This window comes from Streptomyces sp. NPDC048415, assembly GCF_040651675.1.
Classification (GTDB): Bacteria; Actinomycetota; Actinomycetes; order Streptomycetales; family Streptomycetaceae; genus Streptomyces.
Map to the genome: position 1 here is coordinate 112,740 of NZ_JBEZKJ010000006.1, position 15,264 is coordinate 128,003.

At 70.0% G+C, this 15,264-nt stretch carries 16 protein-coding genes and 3 pseudogenes; 11 read left to right on the forward strand and 8 right to left on the reverse strand.

From position 1 onward, the window contains the following. Positions 1–617 (forward strand): annotated as a pseudogene (locus AB0D27_RS07075) (FAD-dependent oxidoreductase); the annotation flags it as partial. A 94-nt stretch (positions 618–711) separates the two neighbouring features. On the opposite strand, the gene AB0D27_RS07080 reads toward AB0D27_RS07075, so the two are convergent. Genes AB0D27_RS07080 through AB0D27_RS07090 form a run of 3 tightly spaced genes read right to left on the reverse strand, consistent with a single transcriptional unit; the run spans position 712 to position 3,783 of the window. Then, positions 712–2,391, reverse strand: a complete 1,680-nt coding sequence (locus AB0D27_RS07080; protein WP_362503179.1) for an FAD-dependent monooxygenase — start codon at positions 2,389–2,391, stop codon at positions 712–714. 38 nt (positions 2,392–2,429) lie between these two features. Beyond that, positions 2,430–3,329, reverse strand: a complete 900-nt coding sequence (locus tag AB0D27_RS07085) for a Clp protease N-terminal domain-containing protein (RefSeq protein ID WP_362503182.1) — start codon at positions 3,327–3,329, stop codon at positions 2,430–2,432. Between the two features lie 49 nt (positions 3,330–3,378). Then, a complete protein-coding gene (locus tag AB0D27_RS07090) occupies positions 3,379–3,783 on the reverse strand; it encodes a heavy metal-responsive transcriptional regulator (RefSeq protein ID WP_362503184.1) in 405 nt (134 codons plus the stop codon). Positions 3,784–3,878: 95 nt separating this feature from the next. On the opposite strand from AB0D27_RS07090, the gene AB0D27_RS07095 reads away from it, so the two are divergent. The 6 genes from AB0D27_RS07095 to AB0D27_RS07120 all read left to right on the forward strand — a co-directional run bounded on the left by AB0D27_RS07095 (position 3,879) and on the right by AB0D27_RS07120 (position 8,339). Further along, positions 3,879–4,367, forward strand: coding sequence for a hypothetical protein (locus AB0D27_RS07095; protein ID WP_362503187.1), 489 nt, complete (start codon positions 3,879–3,881; stop codon positions 4,365–4,367). A gap of 29 nt (positions 4,368–4,396) precedes the next feature. Beyond that, the gene (locus AB0D27_RS07100) at positions 4,397–5,164 is read left to right on the forward strand and encodes a transposase (protein WP_362503190.1); all 768 of its coding nucleotides are present in this window, start codon (positions 4,397–4,399) and stop codon (positions 5,162–5,164) included. A gap of 136 nt (positions 5,165–5,300) precedes the next feature. Next, positions 5,301–6,329 (forward strand): organomercurial lyase, encoded by a 1,029-nt coding sequence (merB, locus tag AB0D27_RS07105; RefSeq protein ID WP_362503193.1) that lies wholly within the window; start codon positions 5,301–5,303, stop codon positions 6,327–6,329. Between the two features lie 404 nt (positions 6,330–6,733). Next, on the forward strand, positions 6,734–6,937 hold the full coding sequence (locus AB0D27_RS07110) for a cold-shock protein (RefSeq protein WP_020120296.1): 204 nt from the start codon (positions 6,734–6,736) through the stop codon (positions 6,935–6,937). A gap of 164 nt (positions 6,938–7,101) precedes the next feature. Further along, positions 7,102–7,548 (forward strand): NUDIX domain-containing protein, encoded by a 447-nt coding sequence (locus tag AB0D27_RS07115; protein ID WP_362503197.1) that lies wholly within the window; start codon positions 7,102–7,104, stop codon positions 7,546–7,548. A 239-nt stretch (positions 7,549–7,787) separates the two neighbouring features. Continuing rightward, complete coding sequence (locus AB0D27_RS07120; RefSeq protein WP_362503200.1) at positions 7,788–8,339, forward strand: uracil-DNA glycosylase; 552 nt, start codon at positions 7,788–7,790, stop codon at positions 8,337–8,339. A gap of 134 nt (positions 8,340–8,473) precedes the next feature. Here AB0D27_RS07120 and AB0D27_RS07125 read toward each other — a convergent pair whose 3' ends face one another. Next, entirely contained in the window at positions 8,474–9,067 is a 594-nt protein-coding gene (locus AB0D27_RS07125) for a hypothetical protein (protein ID WP_362503203.1), read from the reverse strand. A 274-nt stretch (positions 9,068–9,341) separates the two neighbouring features. Beyond that, entirely contained in the window at positions 9,342–9,734 is a 393-nt protein-coding gene (locus tag AB0D27_RS07130; RefSeq protein WP_362503206.1) for a hypothetical protein, read from the reverse strand. Positions 9,735–9,939: 205 nt separating this feature from the next. Here AB0D27_RS07130 and AB0D27_RS07135 point away from each other — a divergent pair, with 205 nt between their 5' ends. Continuing rightward, positions 9,940–10,116, forward strand: a complete 177-nt coding sequence (locus AB0D27_RS07135) for a hypothetical protein (protein ID WP_362503209.1) — start codon at positions 9,940–9,942, stop codon at positions 10,114–10,116. A gap of 39 nt (positions 10,117–10,155) precedes the next feature. Here the strand turns inward: AB0D27_RS07135 and AB0D27_RS07140 are convergent. Beyond that, positions 10,156–10,920, reverse strand: a pseudogene (locus AB0D27_RS07140) (ATP-binding protein); the annotation flags it as partial. A 339-nt stretch (positions 10,921–11,259) separates the two neighbouring features. Next, entirely contained in the window at positions 11,260–11,766 is a 507-nt protein-coding gene (locus AB0D27_RS07145; RefSeq protein ID WP_362503212.1) for a MarR family winged helix-turn-helix transcriptional regulator, read from the reverse strand. 172 nt (positions 11,767–11,938) lie between these two features. Here AB0D27_RS07145 and lgt point away from each other — a divergent pair, with 172 nt between their 5' ends. Together lgt and AB0D27_RS07155 are read left to right on the forward strand one after the other, a co-directional pair. Further along, entirely contained in the window at positions 11,939–12,823 is an 885-nt protein-coding gene (lgt, locus tag AB0D27_RS07150; RefSeq protein ID WP_362503215.1) for a prolipoprotein diacylglyceryl transferase, read from the forward strand. Further along, positions 12,820–13,650, forward strand: coding sequence for a phosphatase PAP2 family protein (locus AB0D27_RS07155; RefSeq protein WP_362503218.1), 831 nt, complete (start codon positions 12,820–12,822; stop codon positions 13,648–13,650). The genes lgt and AB0D27_RS07155 overlap by 4 nt, the downstream gene beginning before the upstream one ends. A gap of 504 nt (positions 13,651–14,154) precedes the next feature. On the opposite strand, the gene AB0D27_RS07160 is transcribed toward AB0D27_RS07155, so the two are convergent. Next, entirely contained in the window at positions 14,155–14,697 is a 543-nt protein-coding gene (locus tag AB0D27_RS07160) for a hypothetical protein (protein WP_362503221.1), read from the reverse strand. A 347-nt stretch (positions 14,698–15,044) separates the two neighbouring features. Between AB0D27_RS07160 and AB0D27_RS07165 the strand changes: the two are divergent. Further along, positions 15,045–15,185, forward strand: a pseudogene (locus AB0D27_RS07165) (LuxR C-terminal-related transcriptional regulator); the annotation flags it as partial. Positions 15,186–15,264: the final 79 nt, after the last annotated feature.

Genomic DNA, 15,264 nt, shown 5'->3' on the forward strand with positions numbered 1-15,264 from the left:
GGGCTGCCGCGCGAGGCCGAGCTGTCCGGACTGGGCGTGTCCTGGTGCGCGACCTGCGACGGCTTCTTCTTCCGCGACCGCGACATCGTGGTGGTCGGCGGCGGCGACACGGCCATGGAGGAAGCGACCTTCCTCACCCGCTTCGCCCGCTCGGTCACCGTCGTCCACCGGCGCTCCACCCTGCGCGCCTCCCAGGTCATGCAGAACCGCGCCTTCTCCGACGACAAGATTTCCTTCGCCTTCGACAGCGAGATCTCGGAGATCAAGGAAGCGGACGGAAGCTCGCCGGTGTCGTGCTGCGTGACGTCTTGACCGGCCAGACCCGCGCCCTCGACGTCACGGGCCTGTTCATCGCGATCGGCCACAACCCGCGTACCGAACTGTTCGCGGGACAGCTGGAGCTGGACGACGCCGGCTACCTGAAGGTGGCCTCCCCGTCGACGCGTACGAACATCCCGGGCGTCTTCGCCGCGGGCGACGTCGTCGACCACACCTACCGGCAGGCGATCACGGCCGCCGCTTCGGGCTGTACTGCCGCGCTGGACGCCGAGCGGTATCTGGCGGCCCTCAGCGATGGCCGCCCCAGCGAGGCCGGAGCAGCCGTCGCCGCAGTCTGAGGCACGGGGGAGGGCTGGAATTGCGGCACGCGCTTCCAGCCCTCGGGCCTTCCGCCCGGCTTCCGGGCTCCTTGGCATGCTCGCCAAGCACGAGTCAGCTGTGCTTCGTCGGCAGCCAACGGTCGAGGTAGGCAAGCAGCCCTTCCAGCTGTGCCCCGCGCGCGACGTAGCCGAGGTAGCCGTCAGGGCGTACGAGTCCCTGGACCGCATCCGGCCACGGGCTGTCCGAGCCAAGCCGATGCACGCCGATCAGGTCGGCTCGTCCACTCAGGACTGAGGTGAAGCGTTCGTCGGGCCAGAGCGTGGGTGGCCCGGACAGCAGGAGACGCCAGCCCGGTCCCGCACTCCGCGCCTGGAGCCCGCGTGGCAGGTCGGGCAGCCGGTCGCCCGCCCGCGGACCTCTCCTCGGTGGTCGCGAGCCCGCGGTGGAGGCGGGGCTTCGCCGGTAGTGGATGCCGAGCTCCGACACCGTACGGAAGACTCGCCCGCGCGGTCCGGTCGCGCGCAGCGCCAATGGAGCCAGGCGCGGGGCGAGGTGGGTGCGGGCGAGGCGGATGAGCGGGTTGCGGCTGGTGCCGATCGTGAAGGCGCGATCGGTGAAGCGCAGCACACTGCGGCCGACCGGGGCGCGCTCGGTCTCGTACGTCTCCAGCAGCTCTTCCGGTGCCCTGTCACGGCACACGAGGGCGAGCTTCCAGCCCAGGTTGAGGGCGTCCTGGATGCCGGTGTTCATGCCCTGGGCGCCGGCCGGGCTGTGGATGTGAGCCGCGTCCCCGGCGAGGAAGCAGGGGCCCGAGCGGTAGAGGGCGGCGCCGCGGTTGTGGAGCCGGAAGTCGGTCATCCAGACCGGGTCCCGCAGCACCAGCCGATCGGAGGCGTACTTGTCGGTGATCTGCTGCAGGAACCCGAGTTTCACCTCGGCATCCGGGGCGCCCGGCGGTCGCATGGCGAGCATCCGCCAGGTGGCCGGCGAGCCGAGCGGGAAGAAGAACAGCATCCCGGACCCGGTCATGTAGGTGTGCACGGCACCGCGTTCCAGCCCGTCGACCTCCAGATCGGCGAGCAAGAACGTCTGCCGATACGCGCGCCCCTCGAAGCCGATGCCCGCCTGGGCACGCACCGTGCTGTGCGCGCCGTCGCAGCCCACGACGTACCGCGCCGCCACGCTCTCCTGGGTGCCGTCGCCATGCCGGAGCCGGCAGATGACGGACGGGCCCTGCCGCTCCAGACGGACCAGCTCGGTGCCCCGCTCGATGACCACCCGCTGCCCCTCCAGATGCTCCGCGAGGACACTCTCGGTCTCGGCCTGCGAAAGGAACAGCAGGAAGGGATACGCGGTATCGGTCAGCCCGATGTCGAACAGTGGCATCTGCACCACACGCTGCGGCAGATGCATCCGCAACTGCATCGCGGGATTGCCGCGGGCGATCAGTTCCCGTGTCACACCGAAGTCGGTGAGTGCCTCCAGGGTGCGCGGCTGGATGGCCAGCGCGCGCGATTCATGGGCGCGGTCGAGGGAGCGGTCGACGATGCGGAAAGTGGTCCCGTAGCTGCGCAGTTGCGCGGTGAGCGCAAGCCCGGTGGGACCCGCACCGACCACCAGCACGTCCAAAGGCGCCGTCATGAATCCACGGTAGTGCTCGAACGTCTTGGCCATCGCCTGGCCCTGATGGAGATCACCGTCCACGCGGCACGCTGCGCAGCCACAGGCCCAGTGCTCACCCGCCGCGTCCGGATCACGCAGCGGGCGCAGCCCGCAAGGCAGGTCCGCCAAGGAAAAGAGGCGAGCGCGTCGCCCAGCGCGCTCCTTGGCTACGTGGATCCCGGCGCAGGCTGGGCGAGGATCTCACCGCACAGCACGACGCAGTCCGCGCAGATCCACACGTCGGGACCGGCGACCAGGCGACGTTCGTCGCTTCCCGGGTGGCCGCAGAAGGAACAGCGGGCGGAGGTGTCGTCCGGGCGGCGCTTTCGGCGGCTGCGGCGCCCGAGGGCAGTGCGCGGGACGTTGATGTAGCAGTGGAGTTGGCGCTTGATGTCCGCCGGGTCGACGCCGATGTCGTTGAGGACGCGGCGGGCCCGCGAGCCGGGGTTGGTCGCGATGACGGCGAGTAGCTGTGGCGTGTTGACCACGACGGGCGCGCAGATGGGCGTGCGTTCGGTTGCCAATTGCTCGGCGGCGGCCAGTGCAGCCGTCGCCTCCTCGGAGATCACAGGCTGCCCCGACCCCCTCGTAGCGGCGGGGTAGTCGAAGAGGCGGCGGCTGGCTTCGCGGATCTTGTCGCGGGTGACACCGAGGTGTTCGAGGGTGGCGGCGGCCACGCCATCGGTGAGCAGGCCGAGCAGAAGGTGTTCGGTGCCGGCTTCGGCGAGGCCGTCGGCCTCGGCGGCGGCCAGCGCGGCGGACAGGCCGCACTTCAGGTCCCGGCCGCGGATCAGGCTGCCGGCCGCGGGCGTCTCCTGGATGCGGTCGACGCGATCGGCGTAGCGCTGGCGTGCGGCCTGGCGGGAGACACCGAGGTGTTCACCGATCACCGTCCACGAGTGCCCGGCGGCGCGCACCTGGCGCACGACCTGGTCGACGGCCTCGTCGGCGTGGCCGGTCAGGTCCTGGGTGACGGCGATGACAGCGTCCAGCAGGGCGAGTTCGTCGTCTCCGGCGCGGGCGTGGGCCGCTGCGATGAGCTGCTCCACGGTGGGTTCTTCGCTCATGCTGACAACCGTAGATTGTCACCCTCTGGCTGACAATCCCTCGTTGTCACTACATTGCCAGGCCGCCGATGATGCTGCAGATGTCCGCATCCCCGCACCTGCTCGGGTCAGTGGTGGCGGCGCGTTCGGCCAGGCCGCGCAGGGCGGTTCGGGTCTTGCGCAGCTCGGCCATGCGCCGCTCGATGTCCGTGAGGTGCTGCTGGATCAAATCCGTGACGTGGGCACACGGCGCCTCGCCCGAATCCCGCAGGACAAGAACCGAGCGGATCTCCGCGAGCGTCAGACCTGCCGACTGCGCGTCGCGGACGAAGGCCAGCCGGGCGCTCGTCTGCGGCGGGTAGTCCCGATAGCCGCCCGCTGTGCGCGGCGGCGCGGGCAGCAGCCCGGCCTGCTCGTAGAAGCGGATGGTCTTGGCCGTCAGCCCGTTCGCGGCGGCCAGTTCTCCGATGCGCATACCAGCGAGCCTAAGGGTCGTCCCGTAACTGCCCCCGGCGTGGGCGGTCCAGGGGCACCCGTCTCTCTCAAGCGGTGAGTTGAGAGACTCCTGGCATGGGATCTTGGGGAACCTTGGGACCGGCGCTGTTGTCTCTGGCAGGTGTTGCGCTTGGCGCGGGCGGGTCGCTGTTTGGCCAGTACCTGGTGTCGCGAGCGAGCGCCCGGCAGTTGGAGATACAGGAGTCAGCCGCGCACCGCGCGGAGCTGAAGAACGTGATCCTGAAGTTCCTGAGCATCGCGTCGCAGGTGGAGAAGGCGGCGTTCACGCCCCCACACGCCGGCGTCAGCACAGCCGATCCCGGGATCGACCGACTCGTCGACGACCTGTGGCTCGCGCACGCGGAGATCGACCTGTCGGCCAGAAGCGAGCCCCTGCGGGGCGCTGCCTATCGCTATGCGGCCCGCCTTACCGAGGCGGGCCGAGGCGCGCTGGCCGACGCGTCCGCGCTGCGCGGGCCACAGGTGCAGTTCTTCGATGCCGCGTACGACGACATGTGGCCCGGTCAGCGACGGGCCGCCGGGGATGCCCTCACGCCTCGATGAGACAGGACAGCGGGTGAGACGATCTTGCCGTGGCTGGTGTGATCACGGCGTCGGAGCCGTCCTGGATAACCCCGTTCTCCGGGCTGAGCCCGTCATGCTTCCGCAAGCTGATCACCGCGTTACGCCGCGAGGGCGTGGAGCCGGTGCGCAAAGGCCGTCCCTGGAGCCTGCCGCTGGAGGACCGCGTGCTGCTGGTGACCGCGTACTGGCGCACGAACTTGACGCTGCGCCAGCTGGCCCTGCTGTTCGGCATCTCGAAGTCCGCGGCCGGCCGCATCATCGACCATCTCGGGCCGTCGCTCGCGCTCCGGTCCCGCAAGCGGTTCCGCGAGGACACGGTGCTCATCGTGGACGGCACACTCGTCCCTACCCGGGACCACGCGATCGCCGAACAGTCCAAGAACTATCGGTACTCCACCAACCACCAGGTCGTCATCGATGCCGATACCCGTCTGGTCGTCGTGGTCGGCCGGCCTCTGCCGGGCAACCGCAACGACTGCAGAGCGTGGGAGGAATCCGGGGCCAAGGCCGCCGTCGGCAAGACGATGACGATCGCCGATGGCGGCTATCCGGGCACCGGACTCGTGATGCCGCACCGCCGCCGGGCCGGTGAGGAGCTGCCCGGCTGGAAGCAGGAACACAACCGCTCGCACAAGCAGGTCCGGGCCCGCGTCGAGCACGCCTTCGCCCGCATGAAGACCTGGAAAATCCTCCGCGACTGCCGCCTCAAGGGCGACGGAGTCCACCACGCCATGCTCGGCATCGCCCGCCTGCACAACCTCATCCTCGCTGGATAGACCGCCAAGTCACCAGCCAGACGGCCATGCTCGCCCATTTGGAGATCATTTACGGGACGACCCTTAGCCTTGACCTTCCAGTGCACTGGAAGGTCTAACGTCGGTCGTATTCCCAGCGACCTGGAAGGACGCAGCCATGCGCATCACTCTTCTGACGGTGCCCGACTGCCCCAACGCGCCTCTTGTACGAGAGCGGATCGGCCAGGCGCTCGACGGACGGACCCCAGAGGTGGAGCTGGTCGAGGTCACCGACGAAGCGCAAGCCGCACGGCTCGGGATGACCGGCTCCCCGACCGTCCTCGTCGACGGCACCGATCCGTTCGCCGTGCCGGGGGCTGCAGCGTCCGTCTCCTGCCGCCTCTACCGGAGCCCGGACGGGCGGGTCGAGGGGGCGCCGAGCCTGGCTGATCTGCAGCGTGCCCTGTACGTCGCAAAGGCCGGTGAAGACAGCGACTGCCCGCCCATGGACGCGGCAGGCCGCGGTGGACGCGGCCGCCTCGCGCCCGTCAGCGGAGGACTGCGCGCCATGCAACAGGCCATCCTGCGGTCTTTCGCGACCACCGGCCAGGCACCCGAGCCGGCCGACCTGGAGCAGGTGGCAGACCCCTCCGGGCGGGACCTGCGCGAGATCCTGGCCGATTTGGCCGCCGAGGACTTCCTCACCCTCGATGACCAAGGACGCATCCGGGCGGCGTACCCCTTCTCCGCCACCCCCACCGCCCACCGGCTCCACCTCGCCGACGGCACCGAGGCGTGGGCGATGTGCGCGATCGACGCGCTCGGCGTCCCGGACATGCTCGGCACCGACGCCGTGATCACCTCTGCCGACCCGGTCACCGGCGAGACCGTCACCGTCACCTCCACCGGCGGCCACATGACCTGGCGGCCCACCACCGCCGTGGTCTACGTCGGCCAACGCTCCTGCACCGGACCCGCCGCCGACATCGCCTGCGGAGCGCTGAACTTCTTCACCAGCGGCCGCACCGCACGGAGCTGGGCCGAGCAGCACCCCGACTTCACCGGCAAGGCCATAGACCAGACCCGCGCCGAAGCCCTGGGGCGGTCCGTCTTCGGCTCGCTCCTGACGCAAGCGGAACCTGCCCGACCGTCGGGAAACCCGGCTGCCGTGAAGACCGAGCGCCAACACGGACGAGAACGCGGATGATGACCGGCCTGCGTATCCGCAGCGACGCCGTTGACCTGCCCGGCCTTACCTGCCCACCCGGGGCGCTTGTCGGCGACGACGTCCCAGCGTAACGAAACATGCATGAATCCGCGCGTTCCACGCCGCCCCGGCCGCAGGAACGAGGCGCCAGCCCCGCGCGACGGTCCGAGGTGCCCGACGCCTGGGAGCACACCGGCAGGCCAGGCGCTGATACCGGCACCTTCTCGGTAGCGGCGGCCAATTCCGCGGGTGTGGCGTCGTGATCCAGCAGTCGTGGTTCCGAAGTCCCGTTCGCCCGTGATCGCCATCACGGGCGTTGTTGCGTTTCAGCGCCTCTCCGGACCAGGGCGATCACCTCCCGGGCACGCAGGGCGCGGGCCCGGTTTCCCTCGAAGGAGACGGTCATGGCCAAGGGCACTGTCAAGTGGTTCAACAGCGAGAAGGGCTTCGGCTTCATCGAGCAGGAGGGCGGCGGCCCCGACGTCTTCGCCCACTACTCCAACATCGCCGCCCAGGGCTTCCGTGAGCTGCAGGAAGGCCAGAAGGTCGAGTTCGACGTCACCCAGGGCCAGAAGGGCCCACAGGCGGAGAACATCCGCCCCGTCTGATCGCGCTGTTGCGGCAAGGCCCGGCATACCAACCTTGAGGCCGCCGGGCCTTGCCGCCTGCCGTATCCCGGCAGACGGCCGGTGTCCCAGGCCGAGCCTAGGGGGGCCTCCTCGATCTTGAAGTATCTCTCCTGATCGGGCGGTGCAGCCTATACGCTGCGGGAATGCAGGAGTTGACGTTGCGCGTCCGGGTGGCCGCCTATGTGCTGCGACGCCGCGCGGGACGGCCGGTGGAGCTGCTGGTGTTCGACCACGACGCGGACCTGCCGTCCGGCACGCATGTCCCGGCAGGGGGTGTGGCACCGGAGGAGCCACTGGAAGAGGCAGTGCTGCGGGAAGTTGCAGAGGAGTGCGGGCTGACATGCGTCCGCATCCTGCGCCCCATCGCTGAGGAGCAGACCCCGCACCCGATCCGCCGCTTCCCCCGCCACACCACCTTCTTCGAACTGGCAGTGGACGGCGACGCAGATGTCCCGGATGTGTGGGACCACCGTGTGACGGGCGCGGGCCGCGACAATGGCATGAAGTTCCATTGCCGTTTTGAGCCACTGCCCCTGACCTTCACCTTGGCGGACGGTCAGGACGCCTGGCTGGACCGTCTGGAAGTGTGATCGCACGCGGCCTGCTGGGTGCCGGGCCGGCTTGCCGCCGACTCGGCGAGAGCTGATCGCAGGTCGGCAGGCTGGGGCGGCTGCAGCACACCGTTCCCAGAGACGGTGACACACTGCGCTGCATGTCCGCTGATGACGCTTTCCACTGCACGGCGCCCAGGGCGCTGCGTGATCCCGACGTGCTACGTGCCCGGCTGAGTGCGGTACGGACCGAGCCGGTGCAGCCCTTGAACGACTGAGTGGAGAAACTGCGCGGCCGGCTCGGTGACGGCGAGAGCGTGCCCTGGTTCGATCCCGCGTCCGGCGGAGTCGAGGCCCGTAGTCTGTTCCTGCTGGAGGCGCCGGGTCAGAAGTCCATGGGGGCGGAGGCCGAGTTGCGTCGCGCCGGCAGCGGCATCATCTCCATCGACAACGACGACCCGACGGCGCAGAACTGCTGGACACTGCGCACGGAGGCCGGTCTGCCGTACCGGGCTTCCGTGCACTGGAATGTCGTGCCGTGGTACCTGGGCACGGCGAACCGCATAGCCGCGCCCGGACGGACGGAGATACAGCGCGCGGCGCCGTTTCTCCACGAGGTGATCACCTTGCTGCCCGCCCTGGAGGTGGTCGTCCCCATGGGACGCAAGGCCCAGACCGGCTGGGCCACCTACCAGCAACGGTACGCGCCGAAGGTACACACGCTCCCTACATGGCACCCCAGCCCCCGAGTGTTCGCCTCTCGGCCCGCCGCCCGCCAAGAGATCCTGGAGGTACTCCAGCAGACGGCGCGCCTGCTCGGCGCCGCGTGAGGTGGCGTAGCTGCGCCTCTTGGGTCGCACCTGGCCGGGGCCACGATTTCCGGCCCCGAGGGCCGTCGACGAGATACCGCGGGAAATGACCGCACGTTGCAGCATGCACCCCTCGCCGAGCCCGAATTGCGGGCTCAGCCCATTCGTGCCACCCGCTCCGAGCCGGTCCCTGCGCGCCGGGCGGCAGCCGGCGACGCAGCCACGAGGACCAGGAAGCCGCCCATGGCATGGAAGAGCGCAGCTCCAGCGGCGAAGACGCGGGCCTGGGCCTTGGTGGCCTCGTCGTACTCGTGCGCAGTAAGCGGGACCGGCTCACAGCGCCGCTCGGTGTTGTTCCAGCGGGTGCAGTAGTGGCCACCGCGCCCGTCGGTCTTGGCGTCCTGCGCCGCACCCCCGGTCGCCATGGTCAGCAGCAGCGCGGCGAGCACCACCACGTAGGCGCACTTCAGGCCGGTCGACAGGTTTCGTACGAACTGGAGCATCCCGATGCTGTTCGCCCTGCCGAGCAGGGTCCTGCCGCCCTCGGAAAACAAGGCTCGCACCAACGCGGCGCCGAAGACCGGGAAGATCGCGACGAACACGACGCCCACGGCAGCGAAGGGGACCTGGTTCGGACCGGGTAGCCAGGTTGCCGTCGTGAGCAGCAGTGCAAGCACACACAGCGCCCAGGCCAGCACGAAGTGCATACGGCTGACGCGAGTCGGACTGGAAAGCTCGAACCGATCCATGCGCCACTCCCCCCTGCGAGTGCCGTTGCCGTCAGCTCTGGCGGCGGCCACGCCTGAAGCAATGGCGCGGCATAGCGACCCGCTACGACAAGACCGCGAGTCCTACACAGCCCCCGTCACCCTCGCATCCCTGCTGATGCGGGCGTGACATCGGAGGACAACTCCCAGGAGAGTTCGGTTGGAGATCAGCCAGGGAGTTCGTCCGGTGGCGCCAACGCGTCACCAACTTGGATCAAACGCAGACCATGGCGGGGGGCCGGAGTCCTCGGACATGTCACTCCGGCACCGCATCCTTGCAGCTCTCCGAAACTCTCACCACGCCGAAGACCACCGGGTAATCGGTGATCTGCTGGTTCGGTCCCGGCTCGGAGTTGCAGATCTTCCACGCCGCCGGGTCGTCCACCAGACGGCCCCGCCCGCTTGCGTCCTTGAAGGTCATGTCGAGTTCGGAGCCCATCTGCTCGTACGCACGCCCGGCGTTGCCGCCGATGACATCGGGCATGGTGGCGGTGACCGGCTCGGGGTTTGCCGAGCGACGCGTCTGGGCGGCCCCCGAGCCTGTCGTGGTGCTCGCCGAGACGCCCGGCACGGACGACGCGCCACAGGCGGTGAGCGAGGCCAGGACCGCGGCGGCGAGGGCGGGTCTCAAGAGCTTGGTGACGGCCATGTTTTCTCCCAGCGTGATGGCAGTTCGGAGCAGTATTCACGGTGAGACAAGAGGAAGCACCTCTGTCTTGATTGCGGTTCGGTGCGGAGACCGCCGCCTCGTCATACCAAGCCCCTCGCCCTTGCATCCTCCCTCATGTGGCGGTGGCATTTGACGACAGGACCAGGCCGGTCGGCCCGGCCCAACACGATGGAGGTTGCCCCGCATGACCGACTCTGACCTGTCCATCCTCCGGGAACGGGCTGACAAAGGTGACGCGACCGCGGTCGACGAGCTGATCGAACTCGCCACCGAGCAGGGCGGCTTGGAGGAACTGCGACGGCTTGCCGATCAGGGCAACACCACCGCGGCTGAGCAGCTCGCGGAGCTCACCGTGCAGTGATTGCTGCCATCGCTTCTCAAACGCCGTACGCCAGCCCGTCTACGACGTGACCGCCTCCGACACGTCGGTGTGCGCCAGGGAGCGGCCCGGTGCCATCGGCACGCTCAGCACCATGGTCAGGCCGCCGCCGGGGGTGTCCTCGGCGGTGAGGGTGCCGCCCATGGCCTCGGCGAAGCCGCGGGCGACCGCGAGGCCGAGGCCGACGCCGTTGCCGCGCGGGGCGTCGCCGTAGCGCTGGAAGGGTTCGAAGATGCGGTCCTTGGCCTCGTCGGGGACGCCGGGGCCGCGGTCCACGACGCGTACCTCCACCCGGTCGGCGATGGCGCTGGCCGAGACCAGGACCGGCTCGTCCGCGGGGCTGTACTTCACGGCGTTCTCGACGACGTTGGCGACCGACCGCTCCAGCAGGCCCTTGTCGACCGCCACCATGGGCAGGGTCTCGGGGATGTCCAGCACAACGGACGAGTCAGGATCCGGTATGCCGCCCAGCGCCATGGGGACGACCTCGTCCAGGTCCACCTCGCGGATCAGGGGAGTCACCGTGCCGGTCTGAAGACGGGACATGTCGAGTAGGTTGCCCACCAGGTGGTCGAGGCGGTCGGCGCCCTCCTCAATGGCCGCGAGGAGTTCGGCCTGGTCCTCCTCGGACCACTCCACGTCGTCCGAGCGCAGGGAGGTGACCGATGCCTTGATGCCAGCCAGCGGCGTGCGCAGATCGTGGCTGACGGCGGCGAGCAGGGCGGTGCGGATGCGGTTGCCCTCGGCCAGCTCCTTGGCCTGGTCCGCCTCGGACTGCAGGCGCCGGCAGGGGCAGCGTCTGTGCGTGGTGGGTCTGGCTGGTCGACGGTGTGGTGGTCGCCGTCGGTGGTCGTGCTGTGGCTGGACTGATCGTCGGATTCGACGCACCGGTCGGCTGTGCCGTGATCATCGCACGACCATCTGGCCCCTGAGCCTCAAGCGGACGACCCATGAACGGGACAGGCCGCTCCCGCGCCGCGCAGGTGCCTCCGAAGGCAACCTCCGCCGTCGTCTTCACGAACGACTCCACCGGGTCTCGATCCTGCATCCTCAGCGACGGGCCGCGTGCCCCGTGCGCGCTGCTCAGCCGCACCGCAGGCCGTGCATACACACGCCCGGGAGAAATCACCGCTCCGTCGCGCCATCGGCCGGCTCACCAAGGTGTTCAGCGAGCTGGAAGAGGGCGGGCAGCGCGTCCGTGATGGCCGCGCGGGCGTCGTCGTCGAGAGCGGCGAGGGCAGCGTCGATTCGGCGCTCGTGGGCGGTGGTCCAGGCGGCGAGCTTCTCGCGGCCGGCGTCGGTGAGGGTGACGACGGAGGCGCGGCGGTCGGCGGAGTCAACGTCCCGCGCGACCAGCCCGGCGGTGATCATCTGGCCGATCAGCCCGCTGACCGTGCTCGGGGCCAGGCGCCGACGGGCAGCCAGGTCGCTGATCCGCGCCGGAGAGTGCTCACCCAGGACCTGCAGGAGCTCGACCTGCGCCATGGGGAGGGTCTCCCACGGGTAGTCGGTGCGGATCGAGGAGCGCAGCGCGCGGCGCAACCGGGTCACTGCCTCGGTGAGCAGACGGGCCTCGGGCGCCTGAGCGGCGGAGCGGGGCGAGGAGACCTCGGAGCGGGGCTGCGCAGACATGCGGCAAGGGTAGCCGGGCCGCACACAGGTGCCGCCCGGCCGCCCGCAGACCGGCCGCCTGGTCGACCCTGCCTGGGCATCTTCCCAAAAGGTTCGGTGTCCGATGTATTGTCGGTGGGTCCTCCCCCGGCCCTCGGGCCGGGTTTCACACGTGCAAGAAACGGTCGAGCCCTTGAACCTGGCGTACCTGCCCAGTCCCTCGCAGGGGGTGTGGCATCTCGGGCCGCTGCCGATCCGCGCGTACGCGCTGTGCATCCTGGCCGGCATCTTCATCGCGGTCTGGCTAACCGGCCGACGCTGGGAGGCGCGGGGCGGCCGACGGGAGGACATCGCGGACATCGCGATCTGGGCGGTGCCGTTCGGCATCCTCGGCGGACGCCTCTACCACGTGATCACCGACCCGGAGTTGTACTTCGCCGCCGGAAAGCAGCCCCTGCACGCGCTGTACATCTGGGACGGCGGCCTGGGCATCCCCGGCGCGGTGGCCCTTGGTGCGGTGGGTGCCTGGCTGGGCTGCCGCCGCCGCAGCGTCAAGCTGTCCGACTTCGCCGACGCCGTCGCCCCTGGGCTGGTGCTGGCGCAGGCGATCGGCCGGTGGGGCAACTACTTCAACCAGGAGCTGTACGGCAGTCCAACTCATCTGCCGTGGGCGCTGTACATCGACCCGGCCCACCGTCCCACCGACTCCCCCTCCGTCGCCCTGTACCACCCCACCTTCCTGTACGAGTCGCTGTGGGACCTGGGCGTGATGGTCCTGCTGCTGTGGCTCGACGCCCGCCACCACCAGCGGCTGCGGCGCGGTCGGCTGTTCGCCTGCTACGTCCTGGCCTACACCACCGGCCGGGCCTGGATCGAGGCGCTGCGCATCGACCACGCCAACCACTTCCTGGGTCTGCGCCTGAACGACTACGTCTCTCTGCTGCTGTTCACCGGCGCACTGGCCTACCTGATCGTCTCCCGGCGTTCGCGTCCGGACGACGACGCCCCGTACCCGGCTCGGGATGATGCGGATGCCGAGCTGGTGCCTGCTCAGGCGTCCCAGCGGGCGAAGGCGTGACGGAGGCCGCGCCAGCGTCGCCGGCCGCCTCCGATCACCCATATCCGGGATGGCGCATCGGCCCGCTGCTGCCCGCCCGCCTGCGCCCGCTGGACCGGCCCCGGCTGTGGGTGGAACTGCTGTGCACCGGACTCCTCTACTGGGCCTACACCCTCACCCGCAACGCCGTGCCCGCCCACCGCACGGAAGCTCTGCACCGCGCGCAAGCCATCCTGCGCGCCGAGCAGACGCTGCACGTGAACATCGAGCTCACGGTCAACCACGCGGCCGACCGGATCGGCTGGCTGATTGTGGGGATGAACTACTACTACGCCACCCTGCACTTCATCGTCACCATCGGTGTGCTGGTGTGGCTGTACGTCCGCCATCCAGGCCGCTACCGCTCGGTGCGCACCGCCCTGTACACCGCCACCCTGTTGGCACTGGCCGGCTTCGCGTTCTGCGCCACCGCCCCGCCCCGGTTCCTGGCCAGGCACGGATTCATCGACACCGTGGTCGTCCACCACACCTGGGGATCGTGGGCCTCCGGGGATGTTGCCTCTCTCTCCAACCAATACGCCGCGATGCCCTCGGTGCACATCATCTGGTCCGCCTGGTCCGGCCTCACCCTGGCCTTCCTCGCCCGCCGCACCTGGGTTCGGGTGCTGGGCGTCTGCTACCCGCTGGCGACCTTCACCGTCATCCTGGCCACTGCCAACCACTTCGTCACCGACGCGGCCGCCGGGGCCGCCACCCTCGCTCTCGGCTTCCTCATTCAGCGGCTGTTCACCGGCCGTGCCACCTACCCCGCGCTGCGGCGGAACTCCCTGACGGCCAGCCGGCCCTGACACAACGCCAGCACCGCCCAGACTCCGGCGATGGCGGCCAGCCAGCGCGCCTGCAACACCACCGCGCCCGCCACCGCGAGTGCAGCGACCAGGTGCAGGTCTCGCGGGAGGTGCCGGCCAGGGCGGCGAGCTGTTCGTGGGTGAGGGCGATCTGCGGGTGACGGACGCCCGGGCGGAGTCGGCCCGCCGGGGTCTGGGTGCGCCCTGGGCGAGGTCGGGGAAGTCGTTGGGCGAGACGGCCTTGCGCTGGACGACGGAGAAGTAGATCTCTCTGCCCCCGGGGTGAGGGTCAAGCCCTTGCAGCCCGCCGGGGCGCAGGCACAGCAGGTTCGGGATCGCGCGGGGTGAGGGACGCGCTCTGCTAAGAAACGGAGCCGCAGCCGGGCCGGCCTGCTGGATTCCAGCGAGACGCCAGGCAGCCCCAGTGACCACATCGCGCGGTGGACTTCTCCTGCGTCAAGGGTGCTCTCCGCGATCGGCTCGCGCCGCCGCTCGACACCTCGGTCACGTTCCGTGTCCGGTGTCTGAAGAACCGGCGTGCCCGGCGGTTTGCTGAGGTTGATGGTCGAGGCCGTGCCTGCGCCGGCCTCGTTCGGCGTGGTCGAGCGGCGAGAGCAGGACACAGCCGACCTGGTCGTCGCGGCGCAGCAGCCAGTTGGAGATGGCGGTGATCTCGCAGCCCGCGTAGCCGCGGATGCCCGCGAGCAGCAGGGACGCCGCGATGAAGACGGCGAAGCCCGGCAGAATCGGCGGGTACAGCAGCGCGGCGGCGGTTCCGGCCGCCAGCGGCACGAGGTATCCGAGCGGACCGGTGGCGTTCAACCTCTTGCCGGTCATGCGTGCGTAGCCGATCTGCACGACGGCCAGGACGGCGGTGAAGCCGGCGAGGCCGAGGAGGGCCTGCCAGGCGTTCGGTCGGTCGCCGGAGGGCGCGAGGTAGAGCGCGGCGAGCATTCCGCCGCCGAGCAGGAGGCGTGCCCAGGTGCCGATCGGGCCGATGGCCCGTCCGCGGCGCGGCGTGTACTGGTGGAGCTGTGAGTCGTTCATGGCGCACTTCCCGTCGGCGTCTCTTCCGGTCTGCTGTCGCCGTCGAGTCTTGCCGGGCGGCCCGGTGCCGCACATCGACCGGGGCACCGGTTGTGCGCCACCGGGTGGTGGACCGGCTGGTCAACCACCCGGTGGATGCCGCCCGGGGCGGACGCTGACTATCGTCGGAAGGGCAGGCGAGGGAGACATCGTGACCACGACCACACGGCCCGACTCCTGGCAGCGACGGCGGCTGCTGTGGCAGCACGCGTTCTTCTACGCGTGGCTGGCACTCACCACGGTGGGCCCGCTGCGGGACCACATCACCGCGGGCCAAGCGGCGGCCGCGCCCCTGGCGCTGGTACACCGACGTCGCCCGCCGCCTCCACATCAGCGTGGCCACCGTGAAGACCCACCTCCTGCACGTCTTCGCCAAGCTCGGCGTCAACGACCGCACCGCGGCCGTCACCCTCGCCCTCGAACGGGGGATCATCCGCCTCGAGCGCTGACCCGCTCCCGATGCGCTCGAGGTCGGCCATCGCGCCGCCACGCACCTGCCGCTCCGTGCAGGGCGGCAGTAAGGACCCC

Coding starts and splice junctions, on each gene's coding strand:
- AB0D27_RS07085 (WP_362503182.1), bottom strand. CDS start 3,329: ATGAGCGAAGAACCCACCGTGGAGCAGCTCATCGCAGCGGCCCACGCC.
- AB0D27_RS07090 (WP_362503184.1), bottom strand. CDS start 3,783: ATGCGCATCGGAGAACTGGCCGCCGCGAACGGGCTGACGGCCAAGACC.
- AB0D27_RS07095 (WP_362503187.1), top strand. CDS start 3,879: ATGGGATCTTGGGGAACCTTGGGACCGGCGCTGTTGTCTCTGGCAGGT.
- merB (WP_362503193.1), top strand. CDS start 5,301: ATGCGCATCACTCTTCTGACGGTGCCCGACTGCCCCAACGCGCCTCTT.
- AB0D27_RS07110 (WP_020120296.1), top strand. CDS start 6,734: ATGGCCAAGGGCACTGTCAAGTGGTTCAACAGCGAGAAGGGCTTCGGC.
- AB0D27_RS07115 (WP_362503197.1), top strand. CDS start 7,102: ATGCAGGAGTTGACGTTGCGCGTCCGGGTGGCCGCCTATGTGCTGCGA.
- AB0D27_RS07125 (WP_362503203.1), bottom strand. CDS start 9,067: ATGGATCGGTTCGAGCTTTCCAGTCCGACTCGCGTCAGCCGTATGCAC.
- AB0D27_RS07130 (WP_362503206.1), bottom strand. CDS start 9,734: ATGGCCGTCACCAAGCTCTTGAGACCCGCCCTCGCCGCCGCGGTCCTG.
- AB0D27_RS07135 (WP_362503209.1), top strand. CDS start 9,940: ATGACCGACTCTGACCTGTCCATCCTCCGGGAACGGGCTGACAAAGGT.
- AB0D27_RS07145 (WP_362503212.1), bottom strand. CDS start 11,766: ATGTCTGCGCAGCCCCGCTCCGAGGTCTCCTCGCCCCGCTCCGCCGCT.
- AB0D27_RS07160 (WP_362503221.1), bottom strand. CDS start 14,697: ATGAACGACTCACAGCTCCACCAGTACACGCCGCGCCGCGGACGGGCC.